The 24,209-nt window shown below is 51.9% G+C and carries 20 protein-coding genes; 7 read left to right on the top strand and 13 right to left on the bottom strand.

The genetic code is table 11. The features are described 5' to 3' along the window. Positions 1 to 215 precede the first annotated feature (215 nt). Entirely contained in the window at positions 216 to 1,895 is a 1,680-nt protein-coding gene (locus AC07N2_RS01320) for a methyl-accepting chemotaxis protein (protein ID WP_494776667.1), read from the top strand. Positions 1,896 to 2,289: 394 nt separating this feature from the next. After that, positions 2,290 to 3,819 carry a DEAD/DEAH box helicase gene (locus tag AC07N2_RS01315; RefSeq protein ID WP_494776666.1) on the top strand — a complete coding sequence of 510 codons (1,530 nt, stop codon included), beginning with the start codon at positions 2,290 to 2,292 and terminating at the stop codon, positions 3,817 to 3,819. Positions 3,820 to 3,863: 44 nt separating this feature from the next. On the opposite strand, the gene gluQRS is transcribed toward AC07N2_RS01315, so the two are convergent. Together gluQRS and AC07N2_RS01305 are read right to left on the bottom strand one after the other, a co-directional pair. Next, a complete protein-coding gene (gluQRS, locus tag AC07N2_RS01310) occupies positions 3,864 to 4,754 on the bottom strand; it encodes a tRNA glutamyl-Q(34) synthetase GluQRS (RefSeq protein WP_494776665.1) in 891 nt (296 codons plus the stop codon). Between the two features lie 3 nt (positions 4,755 to 4,757). After that, complete coding sequence (locus tag AC07N2_RS01305; RefSeq protein WP_494776664.1) at positions 4,758 to 5,675, bottom strand: LysR family transcriptional regulator; 918 nt, start codon at positions 5,673 to 5,675, stop codon at positions 4,758 to 4,760. Positions 5,676 to 5,812: 137 nt separating this feature from the next. Between AC07N2_RS01305 and AC07N2_RS01300 the strand changes: the two genes are divergently transcribed. Next, the gene (locus AC07N2_RS01300; protein ID WP_494776663.1) at positions 5,813 to 6,511 is read left to right on the top strand and encodes a pirin family protein; all 699 of its coding nucleotides are present in this window, start codon (positions 5,813 to 5,815) and stop codon (positions 6,509 to 6,511) included. 73 nt (positions 6,512 to 6,584) lie between these two features. Here the strand turns inward: AC07N2_RS01300 and kdsA are convergent, their stop codons facing one another. Both kdsA and AC07N2_RS01290 read right to left on the bottom strand, forming a co-directional pair. Beyond that, entirely contained in the window at positions 6,585 to 7,430 is an 846-nt protein-coding gene (gene kdsA, locus AC07N2_RS01295) for a 3-deoxy-8-phosphooctulonate synthase (protein ID WP_494776662.1), read from the bottom strand. A 62-nt stretch (positions 7,431 to 7,492) separates the two neighbouring features. After that, a complete protein-coding gene (locus tag AC07N2_RS01290; RefSeq protein ID WP_494776661.1) occupies positions 7,493 to 8,332 on the bottom strand; it encodes a sulfurtransferase in 840 nt (279 codons plus the stop codon). A gap of 202 nt (positions 8,333 to 8,534) precedes the next feature. Between AC07N2_RS01290 and dnaE the strand changes: the two genes are divergently transcribed. From dnaE to msbA, 3 genes are read left to right on the top strand one after another with little or no spacing between them, the layout of a single operon-like run. After that, entirely contained in the window at positions 8,535 to 11,996 is a 3,462-nt protein-coding gene (dnaE, locus tag AC07N2_RS01285) for a DNA polymerase III subunit alpha (RefSeq protein ID WP_494776660.1), read from the top strand. Between the two features lie 4 nt (positions 11,997 to 12,000). Continuing rightward, positions 12,001 to 13,215 (top strand): O-antigen ligase family protein, encoded by a 1,215-nt coding sequence (locus AC07N2_RS01280; protein WP_494776659.1) that lies wholly within the window; start codon positions 12,001 to 12,003, stop codon positions 13,213 to 13,215. Beyond that, positions 13,215 to 14,951 (top strand): lipid A export permease/ATP-binding protein MsbA, encoded by a 1,737-nt coding sequence (gene msbA, locus AC07N2_RS01275; RefSeq protein WP_494776658.1) that lies wholly within the window; start codon positions 13,215 to 13,217, stop codon positions 14,949 to 14,951. Before AC07N2_RS01280 ends, msbA begins: the two co-directional genes overlap by 1 nt. A 36-nt stretch (positions 14,952 to 14,987) precedes the next feature. Here msbA and AC07N2_RS01270 read toward each other — a convergent pair whose 3' ends face one another. Beyond that, on the bottom strand, positions 14,988 to 15,869 hold the full coding sequence (locus AC07N2_RS01270) for a glycosyltransferase family 2 protein (RefSeq protein WP_494776657.1): 882 nt from the start codon (positions 15,867 to 15,869) through the stop codon (positions 14,988 to 14,990). A gap of 360 nt (positions 15,870 to 16,229) precedes the next feature. Here AC07N2_RS01270 and AC07N2_RS01265 point away from each other — a divergent pair, with 360 nt between their 5' ends. After that, entirely contained in the window at positions 16,230 to 16,988 is a 759-nt protein-coding gene (locus AC07N2_RS01265; protein WP_494776656.1) for a glycosyltransferase, read from the top strand. Between the two features lie 76 nt (positions 16,989 to 17,064). On the opposite strand, the gene rng is transcribed toward AC07N2_RS01265, so the two are convergent. The 8 genes from rng to AC07N2_RS01225 form a co-directional block, all read right to left on the bottom strand. Next, positions 17,065 to 18,528, bottom strand: a complete 1,464-nt coding sequence (gene rng / locus AC07N2_RS01260; protein WP_076592321.1) for a ribonuclease G — start codon at positions 18,526 to 18,528, stop codon at positions 17,065 to 17,067. Further along, positions 18,525 to 19,145 carry a Maf family protein gene (locus tag AC07N2_RS01255; RefSeq protein ID WP_494776655.1) on the bottom strand — a complete coding sequence of 207 codons (621 nt, stop codon included), beginning with the start codon at positions 19,143 to 19,145 and terminating at the stop codon, positions 18,525 to 18,527. Before AC07N2_RS01255 ends, rng begins: the two co-directional genes overlap by 4 nt. A 7-nt stretch (positions 19,146 to 19,152) precedes the next feature. Then, on the bottom strand, positions 19,153 to 19,623 hold the full coding sequence (gene rlmH, locus AC07N2_RS01250; RefSeq protein WP_076592319.1) for a 23S rRNA (pseudouridine(1915)-N(3))-methyltransferase RlmH: 471 nt from the start codon (positions 19,621 to 19,623) through the stop codon (positions 19,153 to 19,155). A gap of 12 nt (positions 19,624 to 19,635) precedes the next feature. After that, entirely contained in the window at positions 19,636 to 20,298 is a 663-nt protein-coding gene (gene rsfS, locus AC07N2_RS01245) for a ribosome silencing factor (protein WP_076592318.1), read from the bottom strand. Further along, a complete protein-coding gene (locus AC07N2_RS01240; protein ID WP_494776654.1) occupies positions 20,298 to 20,969 on the bottom strand; it encodes a nicotinate-nucleotide adenylyltransferase in 672 nt (223 codons plus the stop codon). Before AC07N2_RS01240 ends, rsfS begins: the two co-directional genes overlap by 1 nt. After that, positions 20,970 to 21,944 (bottom strand): oxygen-dependent coproporphyrinogen oxidase, encoded by a 975-nt coding sequence (gene hemF, locus AC07N2_RS01235; RefSeq protein ID WP_494776653.1) that lies wholly within the window; start codon positions 21,942 to 21,944, stop codon positions 20,970 to 20,972. A gap of 67 nt (positions 21,945 to 22,011) precedes the next feature. Continuing rightward, entirely contained in the window at positions 22,012 to 23,283 is a 1,272-nt protein-coding gene (purD, locus tag AC07N2_RS01230; RefSeq protein ID WP_494776652.1) for a phosphoribosylamine--glycine ligase, read from the bottom strand. 134 nt (positions 23,284 to 23,417) lie between these two features. Beyond that, positions 23,418 to 24,143 (bottom strand): YebC/PmpR family DNA-binding transcriptional regulator, encoded by a 726-nt coding sequence (locus AC07N2_RS01225; protein ID WP_494776651.1) that lies wholly within the window; start codon positions 24,141 to 24,143, stop codon positions 23,418 to 23,420. Positions 24,144 to 24,209: the final 66 nt, after the last annotated feature.

The raw sequence follows: 24,209 nt of genomic DNA, 5'->3' as shown, positions 1-24,209 counted from the left end.
CTGAAAAGAAGCTGATTGGTTTGAATACGGAGATTTTGTGCTGTAATTTTTTATGTCTATCTCTACAAAATTTGATCTAGCGCAATAAAAACTTTCCCTACGGGAATATATTGAGTCCAGCGTATTACCCATACGCTCCTTTCGATAACGGTATGCGTACTTGGTTTGCCTTCTTATCGATACGCTCATTTCATCCCAAAGCTGGAGATTTTTAGATGCGCACCAATTTACCCGTCACAAATACCGAATACTTTTTAAAAGACGGGATGTCTTTGGTGTCGAAGACAGATACCAAAGGCCGGATCACTTATGTGAATCCCGCGTTTATAGAAGCAAGCGGTTTTCATGAAGATGAGTTGATCGGCAAGCCGCACAATCTCATTCGTCATCCCGACATGCCGGAAGAAGCATTCGGCGATATGTGGCAGACGCTCAAGCAAGGATTGCCGTGGACGGGTTTGGTTAAAAACCGTCGCAAGAATGGTGAGCATTACTGGGTGAATGCGAACGTCACGCCGGTGCGCGAAGAGAATCAAATCGTTGCCTATATGTCGGTGCGCAGCAAGCCTAGTCGGGAGCAGGTCGAAGGCGCGCATGCTATTTATGCACGCTTTAAAGCTGATCAAGCCAAGGGTTTGGCGATCAAGCGTGGTGCAGTGGTATCGACGGGTTTGTTTAGCAAGCTGGCGGCATTAAAGGATATTGGTTTAAGCGTAAAAATTGCACTGGGTATGAGTACGATCATTGCGCTGATTGCGGCGCTGGGGTTTGCCGCATCAACTGCAGCGGAAAATGCTGCATGGGCTTACTGGTATGCCGGTGCAACGATAGGCGGCATTTGTCTCGCCTTGTTGTTATGGGCCGGATTACACGCATCCATCGTGCGCCCTTTACGGATGTTGATAGACGAGACGCGCATCATTGCCGGTGGTGATTTGACTTTCGATTTCAAGGTGAATCGTCATGACGATATGGGGCAGTTGCAGCAAGCCTTGCAGCAAATGAACGTGAATTTGCGCTCGGTAATGGGTGATATACGCAGCAACGTTGATTCCATTACGGTCGCAACGCGAGAAATTGCTGCGGGCAATATGGATCTGTCGGGCCGAACTGAATCACAGGCTTCCAGTCTGGAAGAAACTGCATCCAGCATGGAGCAGCTTGCTGCTACCGTGAAACAGAATGCAGACAATGCGAGCCAGGCCAATCAATTGGTGCAATCGGCATCGGACGTGGCTGGCAAAGGCGGCGCAGTCGTGGAAAAAGTTGGCGCCACGATGGATGAAATCAGTACATCGGCCAGAAAGATCGTCGACATCATCAGTCTGATTGATGGCATTGCATTTCAGACGAATATTCTCGCGCTGAATGCGGCAGTTGAAGCTGCGCGTGCCGGTGAACAAGGCAAGGGATTTGCGGTTGTCGCCTCAGAAGTGCGGAGTCTGGCGCAACGCTCTGCCAGTGCGGCGAAAGAAATCAAAACCTTGATCGATGCGTCAGTTGAAAAAGTCGATGCCGGCAATCGTCTGGTCAGTGATGCAATGGCTACCATGGACGATATCGTCAGCTCGGTGCAACGCGTGACCGGCATCATGAACGAGATCACAGTGGCTAGCCGCGAACAAAGTAGCGGAATAGATCAAGTCAATTTGGCGATTTCGCAAATGGATGAAGTGACGCAACAGAATGCCGCACTGGTGGAAGAGGCCGCTGCCGCTGCAGCCAGTCTGGAAGAGCAGACTGTGCATTTGGCGCAGTCCATTTCCGTCTTCAGGACGGGACGTAGTGAGGCCAGAGTTGCACCGTTCCATTCGCCACAAAAGTCCTTGCAAGTGCAACATGGCACGCATGAATCTCTATCAGCGAACAATGCAGCATTGAGAATATCGGCTTGATAAGTGGTTGATTCGATAAGTATTACCATTACATGCGGAAGGTTTCCCAGTGGTAATTTCTTCTGGGTCAGCTTTCGCGTGACCTATCTGTGAGTGGCCGGTAAAGAAATTTACCGGCTTTATTTACAGTTTTGCATCCAACATGTTGATAAATCACGATATATTCCCGTCCGGCGTATAATGCACACTGTCCTGTCGAGGGTAGTGATGGCGGTCGAGATGGTCCCGATTTTCAATAGCGGCCTGCGTCCGCACATGCACCTCGTTTCATCACCACAGAAATAATTCAAATTTATCGAAAGAGCCAGGTCTTTTTCGGATTCGTTGTGCGGTTTTTTGATCCACATCGACATCGATCATGTCGCCTTATAAGAGGCAAGACCTGCTAAAAATCATGTCTGATAGTCAGCCTGTAATCCAGTCAGCAACTCCATCAAATGTTGTGCTCAATGCGGCTGATGCGCATCCGGCCATTCGTTTCGAAGACTTAGGCCTCGCACCGGAAATCCTGCGCGCCTTGAATGATCAGGGTTATGTACATCCGACGCCGATTCAGGCTGAGGCAATTCCTATCGTATTGCGCGGCATCGATTTGATGGGCGCGGCACAAACCGGTACTGGTAAAACGGCTGGTTTTTCGCTGCCTATCATTCAGTTGCTGATGGCACATGCCAACACCAGCGCTTCGCCGGCTCGTCATCCTGTGCGTGCATTGATACTGGCGCCGACACGCGAACTGGCCGATCAGGTTGCCGCTAACGTGAAAGCTTATTGCCGTCATACGCCATTGCGCTCGCTGGTGGTGTTCGGCGGCATGGATATGGCGCCGCAAACCGCTGCATTGCGTAACGGTGTGGAAATCGTCATTGCAACGCCTGGTCGTCTGCTCGATCACGTGCAGCAAAAAACAATCAATCTGTCGCAAACGCAAATCCTTGTCATGGATGAAGCGGATCGCATGCTGGACATGGGCTTCTTGCCTGACCTGCAGCGCATCATCAATTTGTTGCCGAAGAAGCGCCAGAACCTGATGTTCTCCGCGACCTTTTCGCCAGAGATCAAGAAACTGGCTGCGACCTTCCTGAAAGATCCGGTCACGATCGAAGTTGCGCGCAGCAATGCGACGGCAGAAAACGTTACGCAGATCATTTACAAAATCGATGAAGATGCGAAGGCCGCTGCAGTGTCCTACATCATTCGCCAGCGCGAATTGAAGCAAGTCATCGTTTTCTCGAATACCAAAATCGGAGCATCGCGTCTTGCGCGCCATCTGGAAAGTGAAGGCGTCAAAGCTTCCGCGATTCACGGCGATAAATCGCAATCGGAACGCATGCAAGCCTTGGAGCAATTCAAGAACGGCACGATAGAAGTATTGGTTGCGACTGACGTTGCAGCGCGTGGACTTGATATTGCGGAACTGCCTTGCGTGATCAACTACGATTTGCCGTATAACGCAGAAGATTACGTGCATCGTATCGGTCGTACTGGTCGCGCTGGTGCTTCCGGTGATGCGATTTCTCTGTATTCGGACAAGGATGCACGCTTGCTGGTTGATATCGAAAAGATGATCAAACACACATTCGTGCCGGCACAACTGGCAGGATTTGTACCGCCAGCTGCGCGTGCTAGTGAGCGTAAACCGCAAGAGCGTGGTGCGCGTCGTGATGATACTGAGTCGCGTGGTCGTACGCCGGAGCGTTCAGAGCGTCGTGAATCGAGTAACCGTGATTCGTCCGCTAGTCGCGATCCTAGTAGCCGTAGTGCGTATGCCGCACCACGTAAGGAAAAGATAGATCCATTCTTTACCAAGCCTTACGAGCCGACACCATCCACGATTAGCGAAGCCAAGCCGGTTGAGAAAGCGCCTGCCAAACCGCCTAAGCACAAGATGGCAGCATTGCTGGGTGGAATGCCTAAGCGCTAAGACTTAGTTCTTCATTTAAAAAGGGCACATTACTGTGCCCTTTTTTATTGTGCGATGAATCGTTGCGTCCATGCAGCGATAGCACGTTGCCAAAATTCAGCGATGGATGGCGTCTGATCGATTTTTAATTCAAGAAAATGCGCTGCACGTATGAGTTCATTGAGTGGATTATTTAGATCAAGTGCTTTCGCACCGGTTTGCTTCGATAGTTTTTCGCCCAGCTCATTCAATACGACAGGCACATGCATATACGATGGTGTAGTCAAACCGAGCATGCGTTGCAGATAGATTTGGCGGCCAGTTGATTCCAGCAAGTCGGTACCGCGCACGATATGTGTGACACCTTGGTTTGCATCATCTACCACGACGGCGATTTGATAAGCCCAGAAGCCATCTGCACGTTTTAAAACAAAGTCACCGACTTCCGTTGCCAGATGCTGAGTCAACGTGCCGAGCCAGCGATCATCGAAGGTAATTAATTCATTTTCTTCATTCAGTTCGGGTACGCGCACACGCCAGGTGCGTGCAGTTTTACCTAGAGCGACGCCGTGTCTGCACGTACCGGGATAAATCGCGGCACCGTCGGCGGCTACACCTAAACGTGAATCGGCGATTTCGCGACGTGTGCAGCCACATGGATAAAGCAGCCCGTTTAAACGTTCAAATGCGGCCTGATATAAATCCTTGCGCTCGCTTTGCACCACGACTTCACCATCGTGTTGCATGCCGAAGACAGTCAGCGCATCCATGATGGCCGCAGTGGCATCGGGGACGGTGCGGGTTTCATCGATGTCTTCTATGCGCACCAGCCACTGACCGTGATGTGCTTTGGCATCCAGATAGCTGGCCATGGCTGCGACCAGCGAGCCGGCGTGCAAGGGGCCGCTGGGTGATGGCGCAAAGCGCCCTATATATTTATTCGAGTTATTCGTCATGTATTACTCCGCCAGCAGCGCGCGTTGCACATCGGGATCTGCCAGTTTGTTGAGGAACCACTTCAGGCATTTGCCGCGCGATGAAGTGCGCCATGCGTATTGCGGCAATCCTGTGGGTTTGATTTCTATCGTTTGTTTTTCTATCAGTTCGCCTGAAGCGAGATAAGGCGTGGCCCATTTGCGTGGCAGATGGCCGCAGCCGAGCCCAGCTAATTGCGCTTTCAATTTTTCATGGATATCCGGAACGGTCAGCGTGGCCTGGCCGGTAAGCAGGCCGGCACTGACGCTGGGCAGGAAGCGGCCGCTATCGCCGGCGGCAACTGCGCGATATTGTTGTACCAGTTGCGCTGCCAGCGGATCAGGCATGTTTGCGAGTGGATGATCTGGTGCTACTGCAAAGACCCAATCGACTTCGCCTAAAGGACGTACGCGGAAGTCGCCGCTGCCGCGTACGATTTCCGGGCCATCAGATGAAACGCCAATAGCGAGATCGGCCGCGCCGCTGGTCAGGGTTTCCCACACGCCGGACAGCACTTCAGTGGAAAAGCGCAATTGCGTACCTGAACCTTCCGCATCGAATTCGCGTATCAGTGGCAGCATTTTTTCAAAAGGGATGATGCTGTCGAGCACGATACGCAATTCTACTTCCCAGCCGCTGGCCGTACGCTTGACCCTTTGCTCCAGCTCGTCGGCAGCACGCAGCAGGTGGCGTCCTTCTGTCAGTAATTCTTGTCCCGCTGCGGTCAGCTTGGCGCGATGACCACGTCGGTCGAATAGCAATACATCGAGGTCTTCTTCCAGCTTGCGTACGCTATAGGTCAGTGCCGATGGCACGCGATCCAGCGCCACCGCAGCTGCGGCAAAGCTGCCTTTGCGGTCTATGGTGTCCAGTATGCGTATGGCTTCCAGCGTCAGATTCATATGGATTTTCTATTATTCAAAATAATTGAATGACTTGTGCTGAATTATGCCCTTATTTAATATCTTTTGAACGTCTATAGTGTCACTCATAGTTTAAAACTTAAGTCATACAATAAAACTCACCGAAAGGAACGATCATGCTTGAAATTCGCAAAAGTGAAGACCGGGGCCACGCCAATCACGGTTGGCTAGATTCGCACCATACTTTCTCCTTCGCTGATTACTATGACGAAAAACATATGGGCTTCGGCCCGCTGCGAGTGATCAATGAAGATCGCGTCAATGCTGGTGGTGGCTTTGGCACCCATGGTCATCGCGATATGGAAATCATCAGCTATGTGCTGGAAGGCGAGCTGGCGCACAAAGACAGCATGGGTACCGGCAGCGTGATACGTCCGGGTGATGTGCAGCGCATGAGTGCAGGCAGCGGCGTACGCCATTCGGAATTCAATCATGCGAAAGACCAGGCCACGCATTTCCTGCAAATCTGGATCCAGCCGAATGTGAATGGGATTCCGCCCAGCTATGAAGAGAAGCATTTTGCGCCAGAGGAAAAACGTGGTCGCCTGCGTCTGATTGCCAGCTCAGATGGTGCCGACGGCTCCGTGTTGATACATCAGGATGCGAAGCTGTATGCGGGTTTGTTTGATGGTGCAGAGACAGCCAGTTTGACCTTGGCAGCGGGGCGACGCGCGTTTGTACATGTTGCAAGCGGGTCAGTGACTGTGAATGGTGCGGTGTTGAAAACTGGTGATGCCTTGAAGGTGGCTGATGTAGCAACGCTGGAAATTAGTGACGGTAAGGAAGCGGAAGTGCTGGTATTTGATTTGGTCTAAACCAGTGTGCTTGCAATAAAAAAGCGCGACATCGATAAAGATGCCGCGCTTTTTTCATAATGCAGGAATATTTTTACGCTTCGATATCCAGCGGTGCAAATGATTTAACTAAATCATCCAGCGCTTTCAATTGTGCGAGGAACGGTTCCAGTTTGTCCAATGGCAGTGCGCTCGGACCATCGCATTTTGCGACTTTAGGATCCGGATGTGCTTCGAGGAATAAGCCTGCCAAGCCAACACCCATGCCGGCACGTGCGAGGTCAGCGACTTGTTCGCGACGACCGCCGGAGGCAGCGCCACCCGGATCGCGTTGCTGCAATGCATGTGTGACGTCGAAAATAATCGGCAGGTTATTGCAGACTTTTTTCATTACGCCGAAGCCCAGCATATCGACCACCAGATTATCGTAACCGAAGCAGGTGCCACGATCGCACAGTATCAATTGTTCGTTACCGGCTTCCGTGAATTTTTCCATGATGTTCAGCATCTGCGACGGACTGAGGAACTGCGGTTTTTTGATATTGATAACGCGACCGGTTTGCGCCAGTGCGACGACCAGATCAGTCTGGCGTGCGAGGAAGGCGGGCAGTTGCAGGACGTCGATGACTTCTGCCGCGATCTTGGCTTGATACGGTTCGTGCACATCGGTAATGAGCGGTACGCCGAAAGTTTTTTTCACATCTTCAAAAATGCGCAAACCTTCTTCCAATCCAGGACCGCGATAGGAATGGATGGATGAGCGGTTGGCCTTGTCGAACGATGCCTTGAAGACGTAGGGAATGCCTAGCTTGCTGGTGACGCGTACATATTCTTCGCAGGAACGCATGGCAAGATCGCGCGATTCGAGCACATTGATGCCGCCGAACAGGACGAAGGGTGCTGCGTTGTCGACTTTGATTTTGCCGTTGATATTGATCATTTTTTAAACACAGTAAGTTAAACAGCGTGATCGTATGGGCGGTGCCTATACGTTCCTAAAAATTATTTTGCGCAATGCGGACACGAGCTGCCATCGACAAATTCCGGTGCCAGTTGCTCGCGCGGTGATACGGTCGCGTTGCAAGCGGTACATGTTGTCGGCAGACTGGGTTCCAGGCGCGGATTCAAGGCGGTGCGGTGATCAAATACAAAACAGTCGCCAGTGTAATGATCGCCACCTACATCTTCAAAATATTTGAGGATGCCGCCATCGAGTTGATACACGCTGCCGAAGCCAACGTTCTTCATATGGATAGCTGCCTTCTCGCAGCGGATACCGCCGGTGCAGAAGGTGACGATGGTTTTATCTGCCAACTCATCTTTGTGCTGCGCCACGATATCAGGGAATTCGCTGAATTTGTCGATGCGGTAATCGATGGTGTTGTCGAAAGTGCCGACATCAACTTCAAACGCATTGCGGGTATCCATCATGACGACAGGCTTGCCATCATCGTCGTGACCCTGATCCAGCCAGCGTTTGAGCGTGAGTGGTTCGACCGCAGGTGCGCGACCTTCTTCCGGTTTGATCAATGGGTGCTTCATCGTGATGATTTCACGCTTGAGCTTGACCAGCATGTATTTGAACGGTTGGTCGTCGGAAAAACTTTCTTTTACTTCCAGATCGGTGAAGCGCGCATCGGCACGTACCCAAGCGAGGAAGTTATCGATGTCGACACGCTTACCTGCCAAAAACAGATTGATGCCTTCCGGACTGAGCAGGATGGTGCCTTTTAGCGACAGTTCGTCGCATTTGGCGAGAAATTCCGGACGCTTCTCCGCCGTGTCATCAAAGCTGATGAATTTGTAGGCGGCGATATTAACGAATGACGATGTAGCTTGCATGCTTGCGTGTTTCTTGAAGGTGATTGCCCTTGTGATTTGAGCAATATTTTGTGGCTGATGCCTTGCATGCTGTGCCATGGCTGACGATGTGCAATCGTCAACGGCAGGAAGAGGCAAGGCAGGAATAAGTCGACATTATAAACTTCACGTTTAGGAATGCTGAAATGTCTGATCGAAGGGGTGGTCGCGGTAGAATACGGCCATGATTTCTCCGCAATTTACTCATCTCCGCCTCCATTCCGAATATTCGATTGTCGATGGCCTGATTCGCATCGATGATGTGATCCAGGCAGCGGCTGCCGATATGCAGCCCGCGCTGGCCATTACCGATCTGGCCAATCTGTTCGGGATGGTCAAATTTTATAAAGAAGCCCGTTCCAACGGCATCAAGCCCATCATTGGTTGCGATGTCTGGATCACGAATGATAACGACCGTGACAAGCCATCGCGTTTGTTGCTGCTGGTCAAGAACAAGACCGGTTACCTGCAATTATGCGAATTGTTGTCCAAAGCATGGTTGACCAATTTACATCGCGGTCGTGCCGAGATTCGTCCTGAATGGTTAGAGCAACTTGCTGCCGAGGGTGGCCCTAATGGTTTGATCGTTCTGTCTGGCGCGCATTTCGGCGATGTCGGCATGGCGATTGATAACGGCAATCTGGCTGGCGCCGAACGTTGCGCACGCCGTTGGGCCGAAGTTTTCCCCGGACATTTTTATATAGAAGTGCAACGTGCCGAGCAGCCGAATATGGATGCCCACGTGCGTCAGGCATCGGTGCTGGCAGCAAAATTGAATTTGCCTTTGGTGGCAACACATCCCGTGCAATTTTTGGGACAGGATGAATTTACCGCGCATGAAGCGCGTACCTGTATTTCCGAAGGCGAAATTCTTGCCAATCCGCGCCGTATCAAGCGCTTTAATATTCAGCAACGATTCAAGACGCAGGCGGAAATGGCGGAACTGTTCGCCGACATGCCGCATGCTTTGCAGAATTCAGTCGAGATTGCCAAGCGCTGTAATCTGGTGTTGGAACTGGGTAAGCCTAAGCTGCCGAATTTCCCGACGCCGGATGGCTCTTCCATCGATGAATTCCTCGTCAAGGAAGCGCAGCGTGGACTGGATCAACGTCTTGAACATCTTTATCCTGATCCGGCCGCGCGTGAGAAAAACCGCGAGCGTTATCAGGCGCGTTTGAAGTTCGAGACCGATACGATCATCCACATGGGTTTCCCCGGTTACTTCCTGATCGTGGCGGACTTTATCAAATGGGCAAAAAATAACGGCGTGCCGGTTGGTCCGGGCCGTGGTTCAGGTGCAGGCTCGCTGGTTGCGTATTCATTATTGATTACCGATCTGGATCCGCTGCAATACAACTTGCTGTTCGAGCGCTTCCTGAATCCTGAGCGGGTTTCGATGCCCGATTTCGATATCGATTTTTGCCAGGAAGGGCGCGATCGCGTCATTCAGTATGTGAAGGATCAATACGGCAAGGATGCGGTATCGCAGATTGCGACCTTCGGTACGATGGCGGCTAAAGGTGCGGTGCGTGACGTTGGTCGTGTGCTGGATTTCGGCTACAACTTCTGCGATGGTATTTCCAAGCTGATCCCATTCAAGCCGGGCAAACTGGTCACGATCTCTGATGCGATCAAGGAAGAACCGCTGTTGGCGGAACGCCTTGAGAATGAAGAAGAAGTGAAGCAGTTGCTGGAGTTGGCACAAAAAGTGGAAGGCATCGCCCGTAACATCGGTATGCATGCTGGTGGCGTGTTGATTGCACCGGGCAAGCTGACTGACTTCTGTCCGCTCTACACGCAGGGTGGTGATGCCGGCGTGGTATCGCAATACGATAAAGATGACGTTGAAGCCGTCGGTCTGGTGAAGTTCGACTTTTTGGGTTTGACCACGCTGACGATTCTTGATCGTGCCGTGCGTTACATCAAGGATCTCGATCCGGCGCTGGCCGATTTCGCGCTGGAAAAATTACCGCTCAACGATAGACCTTCGTATGAGTTGCTGACCAAGGCGAAGACGGTCGCGGTCTTCCAGCTGGAAAGTCGCGGCATGCAAGGCATGCTGAAGGACGCGCGTCCCGATCGCTTTGAAGACATTATTGCGCTGGTGGCTTTGTACCGCCCGGGTCCTATGGATCTGATTCCAGATTTCTGCCGACGCAAGCACGGCGAACGTTTTGAATATCCTGATCCGCGTACTGAAGCCATTCTGTCTGAAACCTACGGCATCATGGTTTATCAGGAGCAGGTTATGCAGATGGCGCAGGTCATCGGTGGTTACTCGTTGGGCGGCGCGGATTTGTTGCGTCGTGCGATGGGTAAGAAAAAAGCCGAAGAGATGGCGCAGCATCGCGAGTTGTTCCGTGCCGGCGCTGCGAAGAATGATTTGTCGGCAGAAAAAGCCGATGAAATCTTCGACTTGATGGAAAAGTTTGCCGGCTACGGTTTTAATAAATCGCATGCTGCTGCTTACGCCTTGTTGTCGTATCACACTGCATATTTAAAAGCACATCACCCGGCCGCGTTCATGGCAGCCAACTTGTCGCTGGCGATGGACGATACCGACAAGATCAAGATCTTGGTCGAAGATGCGATTGATATCTGCGGTCTGACTTTGCTGCCGCCAGATATTAATCAATCGGATTACCGTTTCACACCGGTTGGCGTGCCGGGCAAGAAGGCAACACAAATCCGTTATGGTTTGGGCGCAGTCAAAGGTTCAGGCAAGGGTGCGATTGATGCAGTAGTAGAAGCACGCAAGGAAAAACCGTTTGTCGACTTGTTCGATTTTTGCAAGCGTGTCGATAAGCGTCAGATCAATCGTCGCACTATCGATTCGCTGATACGCGCTGGTGCTTTCGATTGCTTCAATGTTGATCGCGCTATTTTGCTGGCATCGGTTGCTTTTGCAATGGAGTGTGCGGAGCAGGCTGAAGCTGCAGCGAATCAGGTCAGCCTGTTTTGCGGCGATGACAGCGACCTGGAAACACCACCGGAATATGTGAAAGTGTCGCCATGGAGCGACAAGCAAAAACTCACTGAAGAAAAAGCCGCGCTCGGTTTTTATCTGTCAGGACATTTATTCAATGCCTATGCAGAAGAAGCGCGTCGCTTTGCGCGTGCGAAGTTGAGCAGCCTGGAGCCTTCGCGCGAGCCACGCACGATTGCTGGCGTGATTTCCGGTTTGCGTACGCAGATGACGCAGCGCGGCCGCATCGTGATTGTTACGTTAGATGATGGTAGCGCGACGGTGGATGTGACGGTCTACAACGAGGTGTATGACGCCAATCGCAATTTGTTCAAGGAAGATGAATTCCTCGCGGTATCGGGCAAAGTCTCGGAAGATCGCTTCTCCGGTGGTTTGCGGATTACGGCAGAGAAGGTAATGGATATCGCTGCTGTGCGCATACAGTATGCAAAATGCGTGCGCCTGTCTTTGCAGGCGTCGGTTGACGTGAGTGTACTCATGGCAACCTTGCGCTCTGCTGCGCGCGCAGACGGTAGCCCGGTGGTTATTCAGTATCAAAATCCAAAAGGTATGTCGGAACTATGTTTTGCGGAGCAATGGCGCATCAATCCGGACGACAACATAAAACAAAAATTAATCGATTTATATTCGGAAAAAAATGTACAGATCGCCTATGACTGATCGTATGAATTTATTCAATTCAAACGAAACGAAAGCACAATTCATACTCTCGCTATTGCCCATCACCTTGTTTTTTCCAATAGGGATTGGTTATACCGGTATTACATTGTTCCTGCTGGCATGGCTGCTGGGCGGACATTACGGGGATAAATGGCAGGCAATCAAGGATAGTCCGATGTTTTTGCCGGTGATGGGTTTGCTGGTAGTGACTTGTGGTGCGGGATTGTTTCTGGATAGACCAGTCGGATTCTGGAAGGCATTCATGCATTACCAGATTTACCTGTTTCTACTCGTGTTCATCAGTGTGGGAGCAGGGCGTTGGCAACAACGTGCGCTGAATGTTTTTTTCACAGGTGCAGTGTTGGCGGCGACCTTGTTTTATCTGAGCCGTTTGCAATTGCTGCCGAAATGGACTCTGTTCCAGAACTACATTGATTACGCGGGCAACAAATCCATCTTGCTGGGCATCTTGTTGGGTATCGCTGGCGGCTGGATGCTGAATGAAATTTGTGCGAAGCGTGATCATAAACTGCTGCGTATCGTGGCTTTTCTGTACATCGCCGCTGCCTTGTTGTTCTTGGCTAAAACCCGTACCGGCAGTTTGATCTTCGTTTTCGGTTGTGCCTTGGTGGTGTTGCGCTACATGACATTTTCATGGCGCAGTGTATTGCTGTTGATCGGTACCGTCGCCGTGATTGGTGTTGCGTGGCAAACCGCAAGCGGTTTTCGCGAACGTCTGGTCGGTACGGCGCATGACATCAAAGCTTTTGTTGATGGTGGCAAGGTCAGTGCTGATGGCATACGTCTGGAGATGTATCGTCTTACCAGTGAGATCATCGAAGAGCATCCGGTAGTTGGCAGCGGCATCGGCACCTGGGCCGTCAAGTATCCGGAAAAAGCAAAAGGCTTGGAGAGCGAAAGCATGGCAACGCCGCATAACGATTATCTGTTGTACACCGCCGAGATTGGCGTGATCGGGGTGGCAGCACTGTTATGGATATGGCTGACGCAACTGATCGTGGCAGTCAGAATCGGTGGGGAAAACGGTGTGCGTTTGTTCACCATTGGTGTGGCCATCATGTTTGGCGGCCTGGTCAATGCCATTTTGCGTGATGCCTTGTTTGGCATTGCGTTCATGGTGCTGCTGGCGATTCCGCTAGCCGGTATCAACCGACATGCATATCGTAAGCAGGACCATCATTATGGAGATATGAGCTGATGACAATTTCTCCTCATTTAAAACGTCTGTACGGCATGCTGGGGCCGTACAAGAAGCGTCTGGCGATTGCATTTGTCGGCATGATCATGACGGCGCTGACCGAACCTATGCTCCCGGCCGTGTTGCGGGTCTTGCTAGATAAAGGCTTTGGCGGCAAACCGACATTCTCGTTGTGGCTGGTGCCATTCGCTATCGTCGGTATTTTTGTCTTGCGCGGCATCTCTACATTCACCACGACCTATATGATGACCTGGGTCTCGTCGCGTCTGCTTACCGTATTACGCAAGCAAATGTTTGAACGCATGCTGGACGTGCCGTTGGGATTCTATGCGACGCATTCAGTTGGTCGGGTCATCAACTCGATGATGTTTGAAGTGCAGCAAATCGTTGAAATGATCACCAAGGTCTATAGCTCTATTATTCGCGATTCACTGACAGTCGTGGTTCTGCTGTCTTTCCTGTTTTGGCTGAACTGGCGCTTGACCCTGATTACGCTGATTTTGTTACCCTTGATTGCCATCGTGGTACGGGCAAGTGGTCGGCGACTACGCCGATTGACGCGTGATTACCAGATGGTCAATGGCGAGATGACGCAAGTCATAGAAGAAACAACGCGTGCCAATCAGGTCATCAAGATTTTTGGTGGCCAACAGTACGAAAGCAAGCGATTCGAGGAACGTGCCGATAAACTTCGCGGCTACACGATGCGGATGGCGAGTGCCCTGGCATTGACCACACCAGTGACCCAAATCATGGCATCCACTGCGGTTGCAGTTGTGATCGTGATTGCTTTGATCCAGTCCGGTAATAATCAGACTACCGTCGGCGGTTTTGTTTCCTTCATAACAGCGATGCTGATGTTGTTGGCACCGCTGAAGAGTGTTGCAGAAGTAAACGGCCCTCTACAGCGCGGTTTGACCGCGGCTGAAGCGGTATTTCACTTGATAGATGCCAAACCTGAACGTACTTCGGGACGTGACCTGACGCAACGTGCAGCTGGTCGACTTGATTTTGTAAATCTCGGTTTCTCGTATCCAGGTCATCAAACATTGGCGCTGACAAATATCAATCTGAGCATCATGCCAGGTGAGACGATTGCGTTCGTTGGTATGTCTGGTGGCGGTAAATCGACATTAGTCAATTTGGTGCCAGGATTTTATGCGGCGACGGCCGGTGAGCTTCAATTGGATGGTGTATCGGTAGAAGACATTGCCTTGACCAGCTTGCGTAAGCAAATCGCGATGGTTAGTCAGCATGTGGTTTTGTTTGACGACACGATAGCTGCAAATATTTCCTATGGCGACGAAACACCAGACCGCGCACGTATTCTGGCGGCCGCTACTGCGGCGCATCTGGATGAAGTGATTGCCGGTTTGCCTGGCGGGCTGGAAACCATGATAGGCGATAACGGATCGCGCTTGTCTGGTGGTCAGCGTCAGCGTCTGGCGATTGCACGTGCGATTTACAAAGATGCGCCTATCCTGATTTTGGATGAGGCGACATCTGCGCTGGATTCTGAATCAGAGCGCGCAGTGCAAGCAGCACTGGATGAATTGATGAAGGGCCGTACTACTTTGGTTATTGCACATCGTCTGTCAACGATTGAGCGCGCGGACCGTATCGCAGTATTGGCCGAAGGTCAGATAGTCGAACTGGGTTCGCATCAAGAATTGCTGGAGAAAAATGGCGTGTACGCGAATCTCTACCATCTGCAATTTGCCAAAGACGCATTTTGAAAATGTGGATCAGTGTGAGCTGATCCACATCTAACGTTACTGCTTGGGTTTGTATGTAAACAAGCCGCAGATACGGCCAATCAGGCGAGATAAATAGCGCGGGAATGGCAGCAACAATCTTGGCAACAGAGTGAGTATTGCCAATCCCATCGTCTTCGAGCGCAATGCGGCAACATGCTCGGGGCCGAAATGCTTGCCGGTGAAAATCAGTTTTGATTGTGCATGATGGTAGCCGCGGCCGAATTCAGCGCGCCACGGATGCGCTCCCTTGACTGAGCCGCGCGATAGGTGCGTGACTGCGACATTGGGAGCAACGATGATTTCCTTGTTTTGCATGAAGACACGCTGACACAAGTCTTCATCTTCGTAATACAGGAAGAAGGTTTCATCAAAAAAGCCGATGTCGCGCATGACTTCCATATTCAACAACATGACGGCACCACAGACGAAGCCAACGCAGCAAGGTCCATCTGCTGCAGGACCGTTGGAGGTCCAGTGTGTTACCGGCCAGCGATAGCTGACTTCGACATCACCGCCACGACGTATCAAATGCGGTGCGATGATGGCAGCTTCAGGATATGCATCTGCGGTTGCCAGCAGATTTTGCAGGAAATCGGGAGTCGGCAGGCAATCCGGATTGAGCAGCAATGCATAGCGTGTCTGCGTTTGTTCCAGCGCGCGATTATTTGCAGCACCAAAACCGAGATTGCGGTCATTGCGCAATACCTGGGCATTTGGCATTTCGATCGCTATTTGCGCGATAGTGTCATCGTTGCTGTCGTTATCGACAATGACGACATGCGGCAATGCCGACAGCGTCTGTCCCAGCCCCGCCATGCAATGCGCGCTGTTATAGGTGACGACGATGACGGTGACATCGGCAACAGTGGTATTTGTTTCGGAATGAGTGGGGCGCATGGTCTGCACTAGTCTTAATTTAATGAGTACCGTACAAGCGGTAAATCAGATTGTATGAGCAGATTGTATGAGTTCTGGTGCATTTATTGCTGGTAGTGCCATGTAATTCTCAGAGAGCGCTGAAAAAGCATCGATCTTTGATCTATCGCTGGAAAGCGGCATTGAATCACTTTAAGATGCCGTAATTGCATATTTTGCTGCGACGGCACTATCCTTCAGGCGTCAAATCTTGTCGATTTGCGTTCTGTTCGGATTCGTACGGCATTATATGTCGTAACTTCTGTGTTTCGATGTATGCGTAGCGACTCGATTTTTTTGTAAATGAAATCTGTATCACGCGCTGTGCGCTGGAGAAAATGAATGACAGAAAACGTCAATGTGGGAAGTAAAGCGGCAGACCGCGTCATCCTGTGCATGAAATGGGGCACCAAATACGGCCCGGAATACGTCAATCGCCTGTACGCGATGGTTCGCCGCAATTTGAGCGGGAACTTCCGTTTTGTCTGTCTGACCGATGATGGCAGCGGGATTCGTTCCGAAGTTGAATGTTTTCCTATCCCGGATTTGAAATTGCCAGACGGTTTGCCTGAGCGTGGCTGGAAAAAACTGACGACCTTTGAAGCGGATCTGCATGGCTTGACCGGTACGGCGCTGTTTCTCGATGTCGATGTCGTGATCACCGACAAGATTGATGCCTTCTTTGAGCAGCCGGGTGAATTTCTGATCATCCATGACTGGAAGCGGCCTTGGCGTGTGACTGGTAATTCATCGGTCTATCGTTTCAAATTGGGTGCGCATGCAGATGTTTTGCAAGAGTTCCGCACGACAGGCGTCGAAGCGCGCAAGGCCTTTCGTAATGAGCAGGCATTCTTGTCGGATGTCTTGCACAAGCAGGGCAAGCTTAGCTACTGGCCGGCATCGTGGTGCTGCAGCTATAAATATCATTGCATTCCCGCCTGGCCGACTAATTACTGGCGTGAGCCGTTTGTACCGGCTGATACCAAGATCGTGATCTTCCACGGTGAAGTGAATCCACCAGATGCATTGGAAGGAAGACGTAATCGCGCTCTGCGTTTTGTACGCAAGGCGCCGTGGATTGCCGATTACTGGAAAGAATAAGGTATTCGCTGGTACAAATAAAAACGGAGTCATGCGCACATGACTCCGTTTTTTTATGGCTGCAATCCAGGCAGAACTACATCAGGATAACGTCGTACTGTTCCTGGTGATAAACCGTTTCCACTTGCAGTGAAATCGGCTTGCCGAGGAAGTCGCCCAGCATCGCCAGATGTTGCGACTCTTCTTCGAGGAACATATCGATGACGACTTGCGAAGCCAAGATGCGGAATTCACGCGGGTTGAACTGCTTCGCTTCACGCGTCAATTCACGCAGGATTTCATAGCAAATCGTGCGTGCTGTTTTGACTTGGCCTTTGCCGCTGCAAGCAGGGCAGGGCTCACACAGAATATGTGCCAGCGATTCACGCGTACGTTTGCGCGTCATTTCTACCAGACCGAGAGCAGAAAATCCTGAAACGGAAACCTTGGTGCGATCACGCGACAGCGCCTTGTTCAATTCGCTCAGCACAGCGCTTCTATGCTCGGTGTTTTCCATATCGATGAAATCGAGAATCATGATGCCACCCAGATTACGTAAACGTAATTGGCGTGCGATGGCGTGCGATGCTTCCAGATTGGTCTTGAAAATCGTGTCGTCGAAGTTGCGGCCGTTGACGAAGCTGCCAGTGTTGACGTCGATAGTCGTCATTGCTTCGGTTTGGTCGACGATCAGATAGCCGCCTGATTTCAAATCGACACGGCGCCCCAGTGCGCGTTGAATTTCTTCTTCCACACCGTACAAATCAAACAGCGGACGTTCACCTGGATAATGCGCCAGCTTGGTCAGAACGGAAGGCGTATACAACTCGCCGAACTGTTGCAGTTTGAGATAATTTTCACGCGAGTCGACCTGGATGCTGGCGGTTTCGTCATTGACGAAATCGCGCATCACACGTTGCGCCAGATCAAGATCTTGATACAGCAAGCTAGGTGCAGGTTTGGTCTTCGCGAGTTGAGTAATATTGGCCCATGTTTTGCGCAGATATTCGACGTCGGCTTGTAAATCGCTATCCGACGCATCTTCTGCCATGGTGCGTATGATGAAGCCGCCTTTTTCCTCAGGCTGCATCAGCTTTTGTACTTTTTCGCGCAACAGCTCGCGTTCGGCTTCGTTTTCTATGCGTTGCGAAATGCCGATATGCGATTCTTGCGGCAGATACACCAGCATGCGTCCGGCGATGGAAATCTGTGTCGACAGTCGCGCACCCTTGGTGCCTATCGGGTCCTTGATGACTTGCACGGTCACTGCCTGGCCATCGAACAGCATGCGTTCAATCGGCGTCGGCGTGGTCGGCGGCCCTTCGTGCGAACGCGCATCCCAGATATCGGCGACGTGCAGAAAGGCAGCACGCTCCAGGCCGATGTCGATGAAGGCCGATTGCATACCAGGCAAGACGCGTACGACTTTGCCTAGATAAATATTGCCGGCCATGCCGCGCGACAGCGTGCGCTCAATATGCAGCTCTTGTACTGCACCTTGCAATACGAGTGCGACGCGGGTTTCTTGCGGTGTGACGTTGACGAGAATATCTTCACTCATAGAATACGCATCCCAGCCTGTTCCAATAATTTTCCGGTTTCAAATAGCGGCAGCCCCATGATGCCTGAATAACTGCCTGCGATGTCTTGAATGAAGAGTGCAGCCTGACCTTGTATGCCGTAACCGCCTGCTTTGTCATACGGTTCAGATGTAGCGCAGTAGGCACGAATGGTGTGATCCGATAGCGCAGTGAAAGCGACATCGGAGCGTTGCGTCATTTGATAAATTTTATCGTCGTGCAGGACGGCGATATGCGTGAGTACTTGATGCGTGCGACCTGATAGCGAGCGCATCATGGCGATGGCTTCTGCTTCGTCGGCTGGTTTGCCGAGTATATGGCCGTCGAGCACGACGGTCGTATCGGCTGCAAGTATCGGTCGTGCCGGTAGCTTGCGCCACCACATGGTTTTTTGCGCGAAGGCAGCTTTTTCCAGCGTTACGCGTGCGACGTAATCTTCTGCGCGTTCGTTAGGCAGGACGATTTCACTGACTTCGGGCCCGCGCGGGGTTTGGTCGCGTAGTAAAAGTAATTCGAATTCGATACCTATTTGCCGTAATAGCTCGCGTCGGCGCGGGCTTTTGGAGGCGAGATAGATTTTTTGCGGAGGAGGTTTCATAAGGTCGTTACACCCGATGATAAGGATGGTTCTGCGTGATGGACCAGGCACGATAGAGTTGCTCGGCCAATAGTACGCGCACCATGCCGTGCGGCAGAGTCAGACTGGATACGCGGATCAGCATATCTGCTTTTTTCTTGAAATCGGCATCTAGACCATCTGCGCCGCCGATGATGAAGGCAACATCGCCGCCATCCTGCTGCCATTGCGTCAGTTGCTGTGCCAGTTGCACGGAGGTGAGGTCCTTGCCGTGTTCATCCAGCGCGATGATGCGTGCGCCCTTGGGAATGGCAGCTTCTATCTTTGCACGTTCCAGTGCCATCGCGGTCTCGGCAGTTTTGCTGCCGGACCGTTCGACTGGTTTGATTTCCTTCAGGAGAATGCGGCAGTCGGGCGGCATGCGTTTGGCATACTCGCCGAACCCGCTTTCTATCCAGGCGGGCATCTTGTGACCAACCGCAGCGATGACGAGCTGCATGGGCGCGTCCGATTACTCGGCAGGCTTGGCTTTTGGCTTCGCCGGTGCGCGCGTCTTGCTGGCTACTTTTTTGGCAGGCGCTTTCTTGGGTGCTGCTTTTTTGTAAGCTTCTGCAGTTTTGGTTGCTTTTACCTTGATGGTTTTGCCGACAGCTTTCTTGGCAGGTGCTTTTTTCGCAGCTGTTTTGGTGGCCGTGGTTTTGCTTGCGGCAGTTTTGCGCGCAGGTTTCTTCGGCTCGTCGTCGTCCAGTGTGGTTTGGCTTGCGCTCAAATGACGACCGGTTGCTTTTTTCGGTGCATCGTCGTCTGGTGTGATGCGTGTCGAAAGACGTTTCGCTGCGCCGAATTTGACTTCTTTCTCGCCCCAGATTTCTTCCAGGCGGTAGTAAGCACGAATAGCTGGTTGCATGATGTGGACGATCATGTCGCCCAGATCGACCAGTACCCATTCGCCGGTGTCTTCACCTTCGACGCTGAGAACGGTGCCGCCGTTTTCTTTAACCTTGTCGCGCACGGATGCTGCCAGCGCCTTGGTTTGGCGGTTGGAGGTACCAGATGCAACGGCGATACGGTCAAACAGGCTGGTCAGATGTACGGTATCGAACACCTTGATATCCTGTGCTTTGACGTCTTCGAGTGCGTCGATTACCAGGGCTTGCAGTTTTTTGATGTCCATTAGCTTTTATATAGGTGATGTTGTTCAATATAGTCTAGCACCCCGGGAGGCACTAGCGAAATCGGGTGTTTTCCGCGTTGCAGCGCTGCGCGGATTTCAGTGGCAGAAATATCGACTGCCAAATTCGGCGCAAGATAAGCCAAGCCTTGCGCGGTATTGCGTATTTGTTCCATTGTTGCTGCGCGCCGTGTGAATTCCTGCGTCACGTCGGCTGGTACATGCGCTGCATCCATCGCAAAACCTGGGCGCGAGGCGGCACATATATGCGCATAGTCAAACATGTGTTGCCATTCCTGCCATGTATTCAGATGCTGTAACTGGTCAGCCCCCATCAGAAAAATGATGGAAACATGCGGTCCCAACTCTTCCCGGACCGCGCGCAAGGTGTCGATGGTATAGGTTGCGCTGTCACGCAGGATTTCTTGCTGATCGATGCTGACGGCGGTTTTTTGTGTGCTGAACGCACTACGCACCATCGCTACTCTATCTTTGCCGGATGCCTGTAAACCATGCTTTTGCCATGGATTTCCGGCGGGAATGATGCGTAATTCGTCCGGTTTCAGCAATTCGACAAAGTAATTCGCCAGGGCAACATGGCCGTTATGTACCGGGTCGAAACTGCCGCCGAGTATGGCCACGCAACGCGTGACGGCTTGTTCGCTGGTCTTCATTCAGACCCAATCGCGATGAATCAGGAAGTCGGAAGTCAGTTTTGCTTCCGGGCTGCCGACTTCTGGCTGCCAATTGTAGCGCCATGTTACCACTGGTGGCATCGACATCAGTATAGATTCGGTGCGACCGCCCGATTGCAGACCAAACAGGGTGCCGCGATCGAAGACCAAATTGAACTCGACATAACGTCCGCGTCGGTAGGTTTGGAAGTCGCGTTCACGTTCGCCATAAGGCGTATCTTTACGACGTTTTAAGATAGGCACATATGATGCAATGAAATGATCGCCTACGCTTTGTTGCAAGGCGAAGCATTGCTCGAAGCTGAATTCATTCAGATCATCGAAGAAGATTCCGCCTACGCCGCGCGGTTCTTGCCGATGTTTAAGATAAAAATAATCGTCACACCATTTCTTGTAGCGCGGATGCACATCATCACCAAACGGTTGCAGTGCATCGCGACAGGTTTGATGAAAATGCCGCGCATCTTCTTCAAAGCCATAATACGGTGTCAAATCCATACCGCCGCCAAACCACCAGATAGGTTCATGACCTTCTGCCGTCGCCGTAAAGAAGCGCACATTCATGTGTACCGTCGGTGCGTATGGATTGCGCGGATGCAGCACTAATGACACGCCCATCGCTTCCCAATTGCGGCCAGCGATTTCGGGACGGTTAGCTGCAGCCGATGGCGGCAGATTCTTGCCCATGACATGCGAGAAGCCAACGCCGCCACGTTCGAACACATTGCCGTTTTCAATAATGCGCGAGATACCGCCGCCGCCTTCCGGACGTTCCCAGCTATCGGTGCCGAAGGCTTTGCCGTCGACTTCTTCCAGCGCAGCGACGATGCGCGCCTGCAGACCAAGCAAATAATCTTTGACGGAGGAAGACGAGGGAAGGGAAGAAGTCACTATGCGAGCGGTAAAAAGGTTGTGGGCGGATTGTACCTTGCGCGCATATGCGCCGCAGCCCATCGTTATTAATGAAGGAAGAGCAGTTATTCCCGCTTGTACGGGAATAACTACACGACATCACTTGGTATTAAGAGCGTTTCAGTGCGCGCCAGCCGATATCGCGGCGGAATTGTGCGCCGTCAAAATGGATGCTGTCGATAGTGTCGTAGGCTTTCTTTTGTGCGACTTTGACACTGTCGCCGAGGCCGACTACACACAAGACGCGACCGCCAGTGGTGGTCAACTGATCGTTATTCAATGTAGTGCCAGCGTGGAAGGTGACGCTATCTGCAGTTTCTGCCGGGATGCCGGTGATGACGTCGCCTTTGCGCGGTGCATCAGGGTAACCCGCTGCTGCCAACACTACGCCCAGCGCGGTACGACGGTCCCATTCCAGTTCTATCGTATCCAGCGTGCCGTTGACCGCGTGTTCCATTACGCCGACCAGATCGGTTTTCAGACGCGCCATGATCGGTTGTGTTTCCGGATCACCCATGCGGCAGTTGAATTCCAAAGTCTTAGGATTACCTTTGTCGTCGATCATCAGACCTGCATACAGGAAGCCGGAGAATGGAATGCCATCCTTGGCCATGCCTTGCACGGTAGGTTGAATAATTTCGCGCATGACGCGTGCATGCAGCGCTGGCGTGACGATAGGCGCAGGTGAGTAAGCACCCATGCCGCCGGTATTTGGGCCTTCGTCGTGGTCGAGCAGACGTTTGTGATCCTGACTGGTGGCCAGCGCCAAAATGTTTTTGCCATCGACCATGACGATGAAGCTGGCTTCTTCGCCGGCGAGGAATTCTTCAATCACGACACGTGCGCCGGCATCGCCGAGCTTGTTGTCGGACAGCATCATGTCGACTGCGTGGTGCGCTTCATCCAGCGACATCGCAACGACTACACCTTTACCAGCCGCCAAGCCATCGGCCTTGATGACAATAGGTGCGCCTTTGAGGTTGATGTAATCGTGCGCTGCATTTACTTCGGAGAAGGTTTGATATTCCGCAGTCGGGATCGCATGGCGTTGCATGAACGATTTAGCGAAATCCTTGGAGCTTTCGAGCTGTGCTGCTTCCTTGGTTGGGCCAAAAATCTTCAAACCTTGGTTGCGGAAGATATTCACGATGCCAGCCGCCAGCGGCGTTTCCGGGCCGACCACGGTCAGCGCGATATTTTCCTGCTGGGCGAATTGCGCCAACTCTTGCGGATCGGTGATCGCAATGTTTTTCAGTCTGTCGTCCAGCGCAGTGCCACCGTTACCAGGTGCAACATAGATGGTTTGAATCCGTTCGGATTGCGCCAATTTCCAAGCCAGAGCGTGTTCGCGGCCGCCTGAGCCGACTACCAGAATTTTCATGTGGTTCATTACTTTTTAAAATTGCCGCATCAACATGTGTGTGATGTAGCTGGTTATCTTGGTGTCTTGCTGCGCTTCGACTGATTTCATATCGTCATTTAAAACGGAGCCAGTCCGTTTTTAAAAACTGTGCATTACTCTTCGATCACTGCGTTCGTATAAATCTCTTGTACGTCGTCGAGATTTTCCAGTGCATCCAGTAATTTCTGCATCTTGATCGCATCGTCGCCCTGGAACACGGTTTCGGTCGCCGGTTTCATCACGACTTCTGCCAGTTCAGCCTTGAAGCCGGCTGCGGCCAGTTTGTCTTTGACTGTGGAAAAATCGTGAGGTGGGCAAATAACTTCTATGCCGCCTTCTTCATCCGTAGTGACATCATCGGCGCCAGCTTCCAGCGCTGCTTCCATCAATTTGTCTTCATCGGTACCCGGCGCAAAGAAAAACTGGCCGCAATGCTTGAACATGAAAGCGACCGAGCCTTCGGTCCCCATATTGCCGCCGAACTTGGAGAACGCGTGACGTACTTCAGCCACTGTGCGTACCCGATTGTCGGTCATGCAGTCGACTAGTATGGCTGCGCCGTTGATGCCGTAGCCTTCGTAACGGATTTCTTCGTAATTGACGCCTTCCAGACCGCCGCTGCCGCGTTGGATCGCGCGCGTGACATTGTCTTTCGGCATATTGGCATCGGCTGCCTTGTCGACTGCCAGACGTAAACGCGGGTTGGCTGCGACGTCGCCGCCGCCCATACGTGCTGCCACCGTGATCTCTTTGATCAGGCGGGTCCAGATTTTGCCTCGTCTTTCGTCTTGACGGCCCTTACGATGCTGAATATTGGCCCATTTACTATGTCCTGCCATGACGAATCTTTCCCGATGAGTTAGCTATAATGAAGCGCGGATTTTACCATATCGCTTTTGCTGCAA

Source organism: Herminiimonas sp. GW821-FHT09C12 (genome assembly GCF_059416385.1).
This window is presented reverse-complemented; position numbering and strand designations above follow the sequence as displayed.

Bases quoted from the DNA above. Each gene is read 5' to 3' on its own strand.
- AC07N2_RS01320 (WP_494776667.1), top strand. From the start codon at position 216: ATGCGCACCAATTTACCCGTCACAAATACCGAATACTTTTTAAAAGAC.
- AC07N2_RS01315 (WP_494776666.1), top strand. From the start codon at position 2,290: ATGTCTGATAGTCAGCCTGTAATCCAGTCAGCAACTCCATCAAATGTT.
- gluQRS (WP_494776665.1), bottom strand. From the start codon at position 4,754: ATGACGAATAACTCGAATAAATATATAGGGCGCTTTGCGCCATCACCC.
- AC07N2_RS01305 (WP_494776664.1), bottom strand. From the start codon at position 5,675: ATGAATCTGACGCTGGAAGCCATACGCATACTGGACACCATAGACCGC.
- AC07N2_RS01300 (WP_494776663.1), top strand. From the start codon at position 5,813: ATGCTTGAAATTCGCAAAAGTGAAGACCGGGGCCACGCCAATCACGGT.
- kdsA (WP_494776662.1), bottom strand. From the start codon at position 7,430: ATGATCAATATCAACGGCAAAATCAAAGTCGACAACGCAGCACCCTTC.
- AC07N2_RS01290 (WP_494776661.1), bottom strand. From the start codon at position 8,332: ATGCAAGCTACATCGTCATTCGTTAATATCGCCGCCTACAAATTCATC.
- dnaE (WP_494776660.1), top strand. From the start codon at position 8,535: ATGATTTCTCCGCAATTTACTCATCTCCGCCTCCATTCCGAATATTCG.
- AC07N2_RS01280 (WP_494776659.1), top strand. From the start codon at position 12,001: ATGAATTTATTCAATTCAAACGAAACGAAAGCACAATTCATACTCTCG.
- msbA (WP_494776658.1), top strand. From the start codon at position 13,215: ATGACAATTTCTCCTCATTTAAAACGTCTGTACGGCATGCTGGGGCCG.
- AC07N2_RS01270 (WP_494776657.1), bottom strand. From the start codon at position 15,869: ATGCGCCCCACTCATTCCGAAACAAATACCACTGTTGCCGATGTCACC.
- AC07N2_RS01265 (WP_494776656.1), top strand. From the start codon at position 16,230: ATGACAGAAAACGTCAATGTGGGAAGTAAAGCGGCAGACCGCGTCATC.
- rng (WP_076592321.1), bottom strand. From the start codon at position 18,528: ATGAGTGAAGATATTCTCGTCAACGTCACACCGCAAGAAACCCGCGTC.
- AC07N2_RS01255 (WP_494776655.1), bottom strand. From the start codon at position 19,145: ATGAAACCTCCTCCGCAAAAAATCTATCTCGCCTCCAAAAGCCCGCGC.
- rlmH (WP_076592319.1), bottom strand. From the start codon at position 19,623: ATGCAGCTCGTCATCGCTGCGGTTGGTCACAAGATGCCCGCCTGGATA.
- rsfS (WP_076592318.1), bottom strand. From the start codon at position 20,298: ATGGACATCAAAAAACTGCAAGCCCTGGTAATCGACGCACTCGAAGAC.
- AC07N2_RS01240 (WP_494776654.1), bottom strand. From the start codon at position 20,969: ATGAAGACCAGCGAACAAGCCGTCACGCGTTGCGTGGCCATACTCGGC.
- hemF (WP_494776653.1), bottom strand. From the start codon at position 21,944: ATGGGCTGCGGCGCATATGCGCGCAAGGTACAATCCGCCCACAACCTT.
- purD (WP_494776652.1), bottom strand. From the start codon at position 23,283: ATGAAAATTCTGGTAGTCGGCTCAGGCGGCCGCGAACACGCTCTGGCT.
- AC07N2_RS01225 (WP_494776651.1), bottom strand. From the start codon at position 24,143: ATGGCAGGACATAGTAAATGGGCCAATATTCAGCATCGTAAGGGCCGT.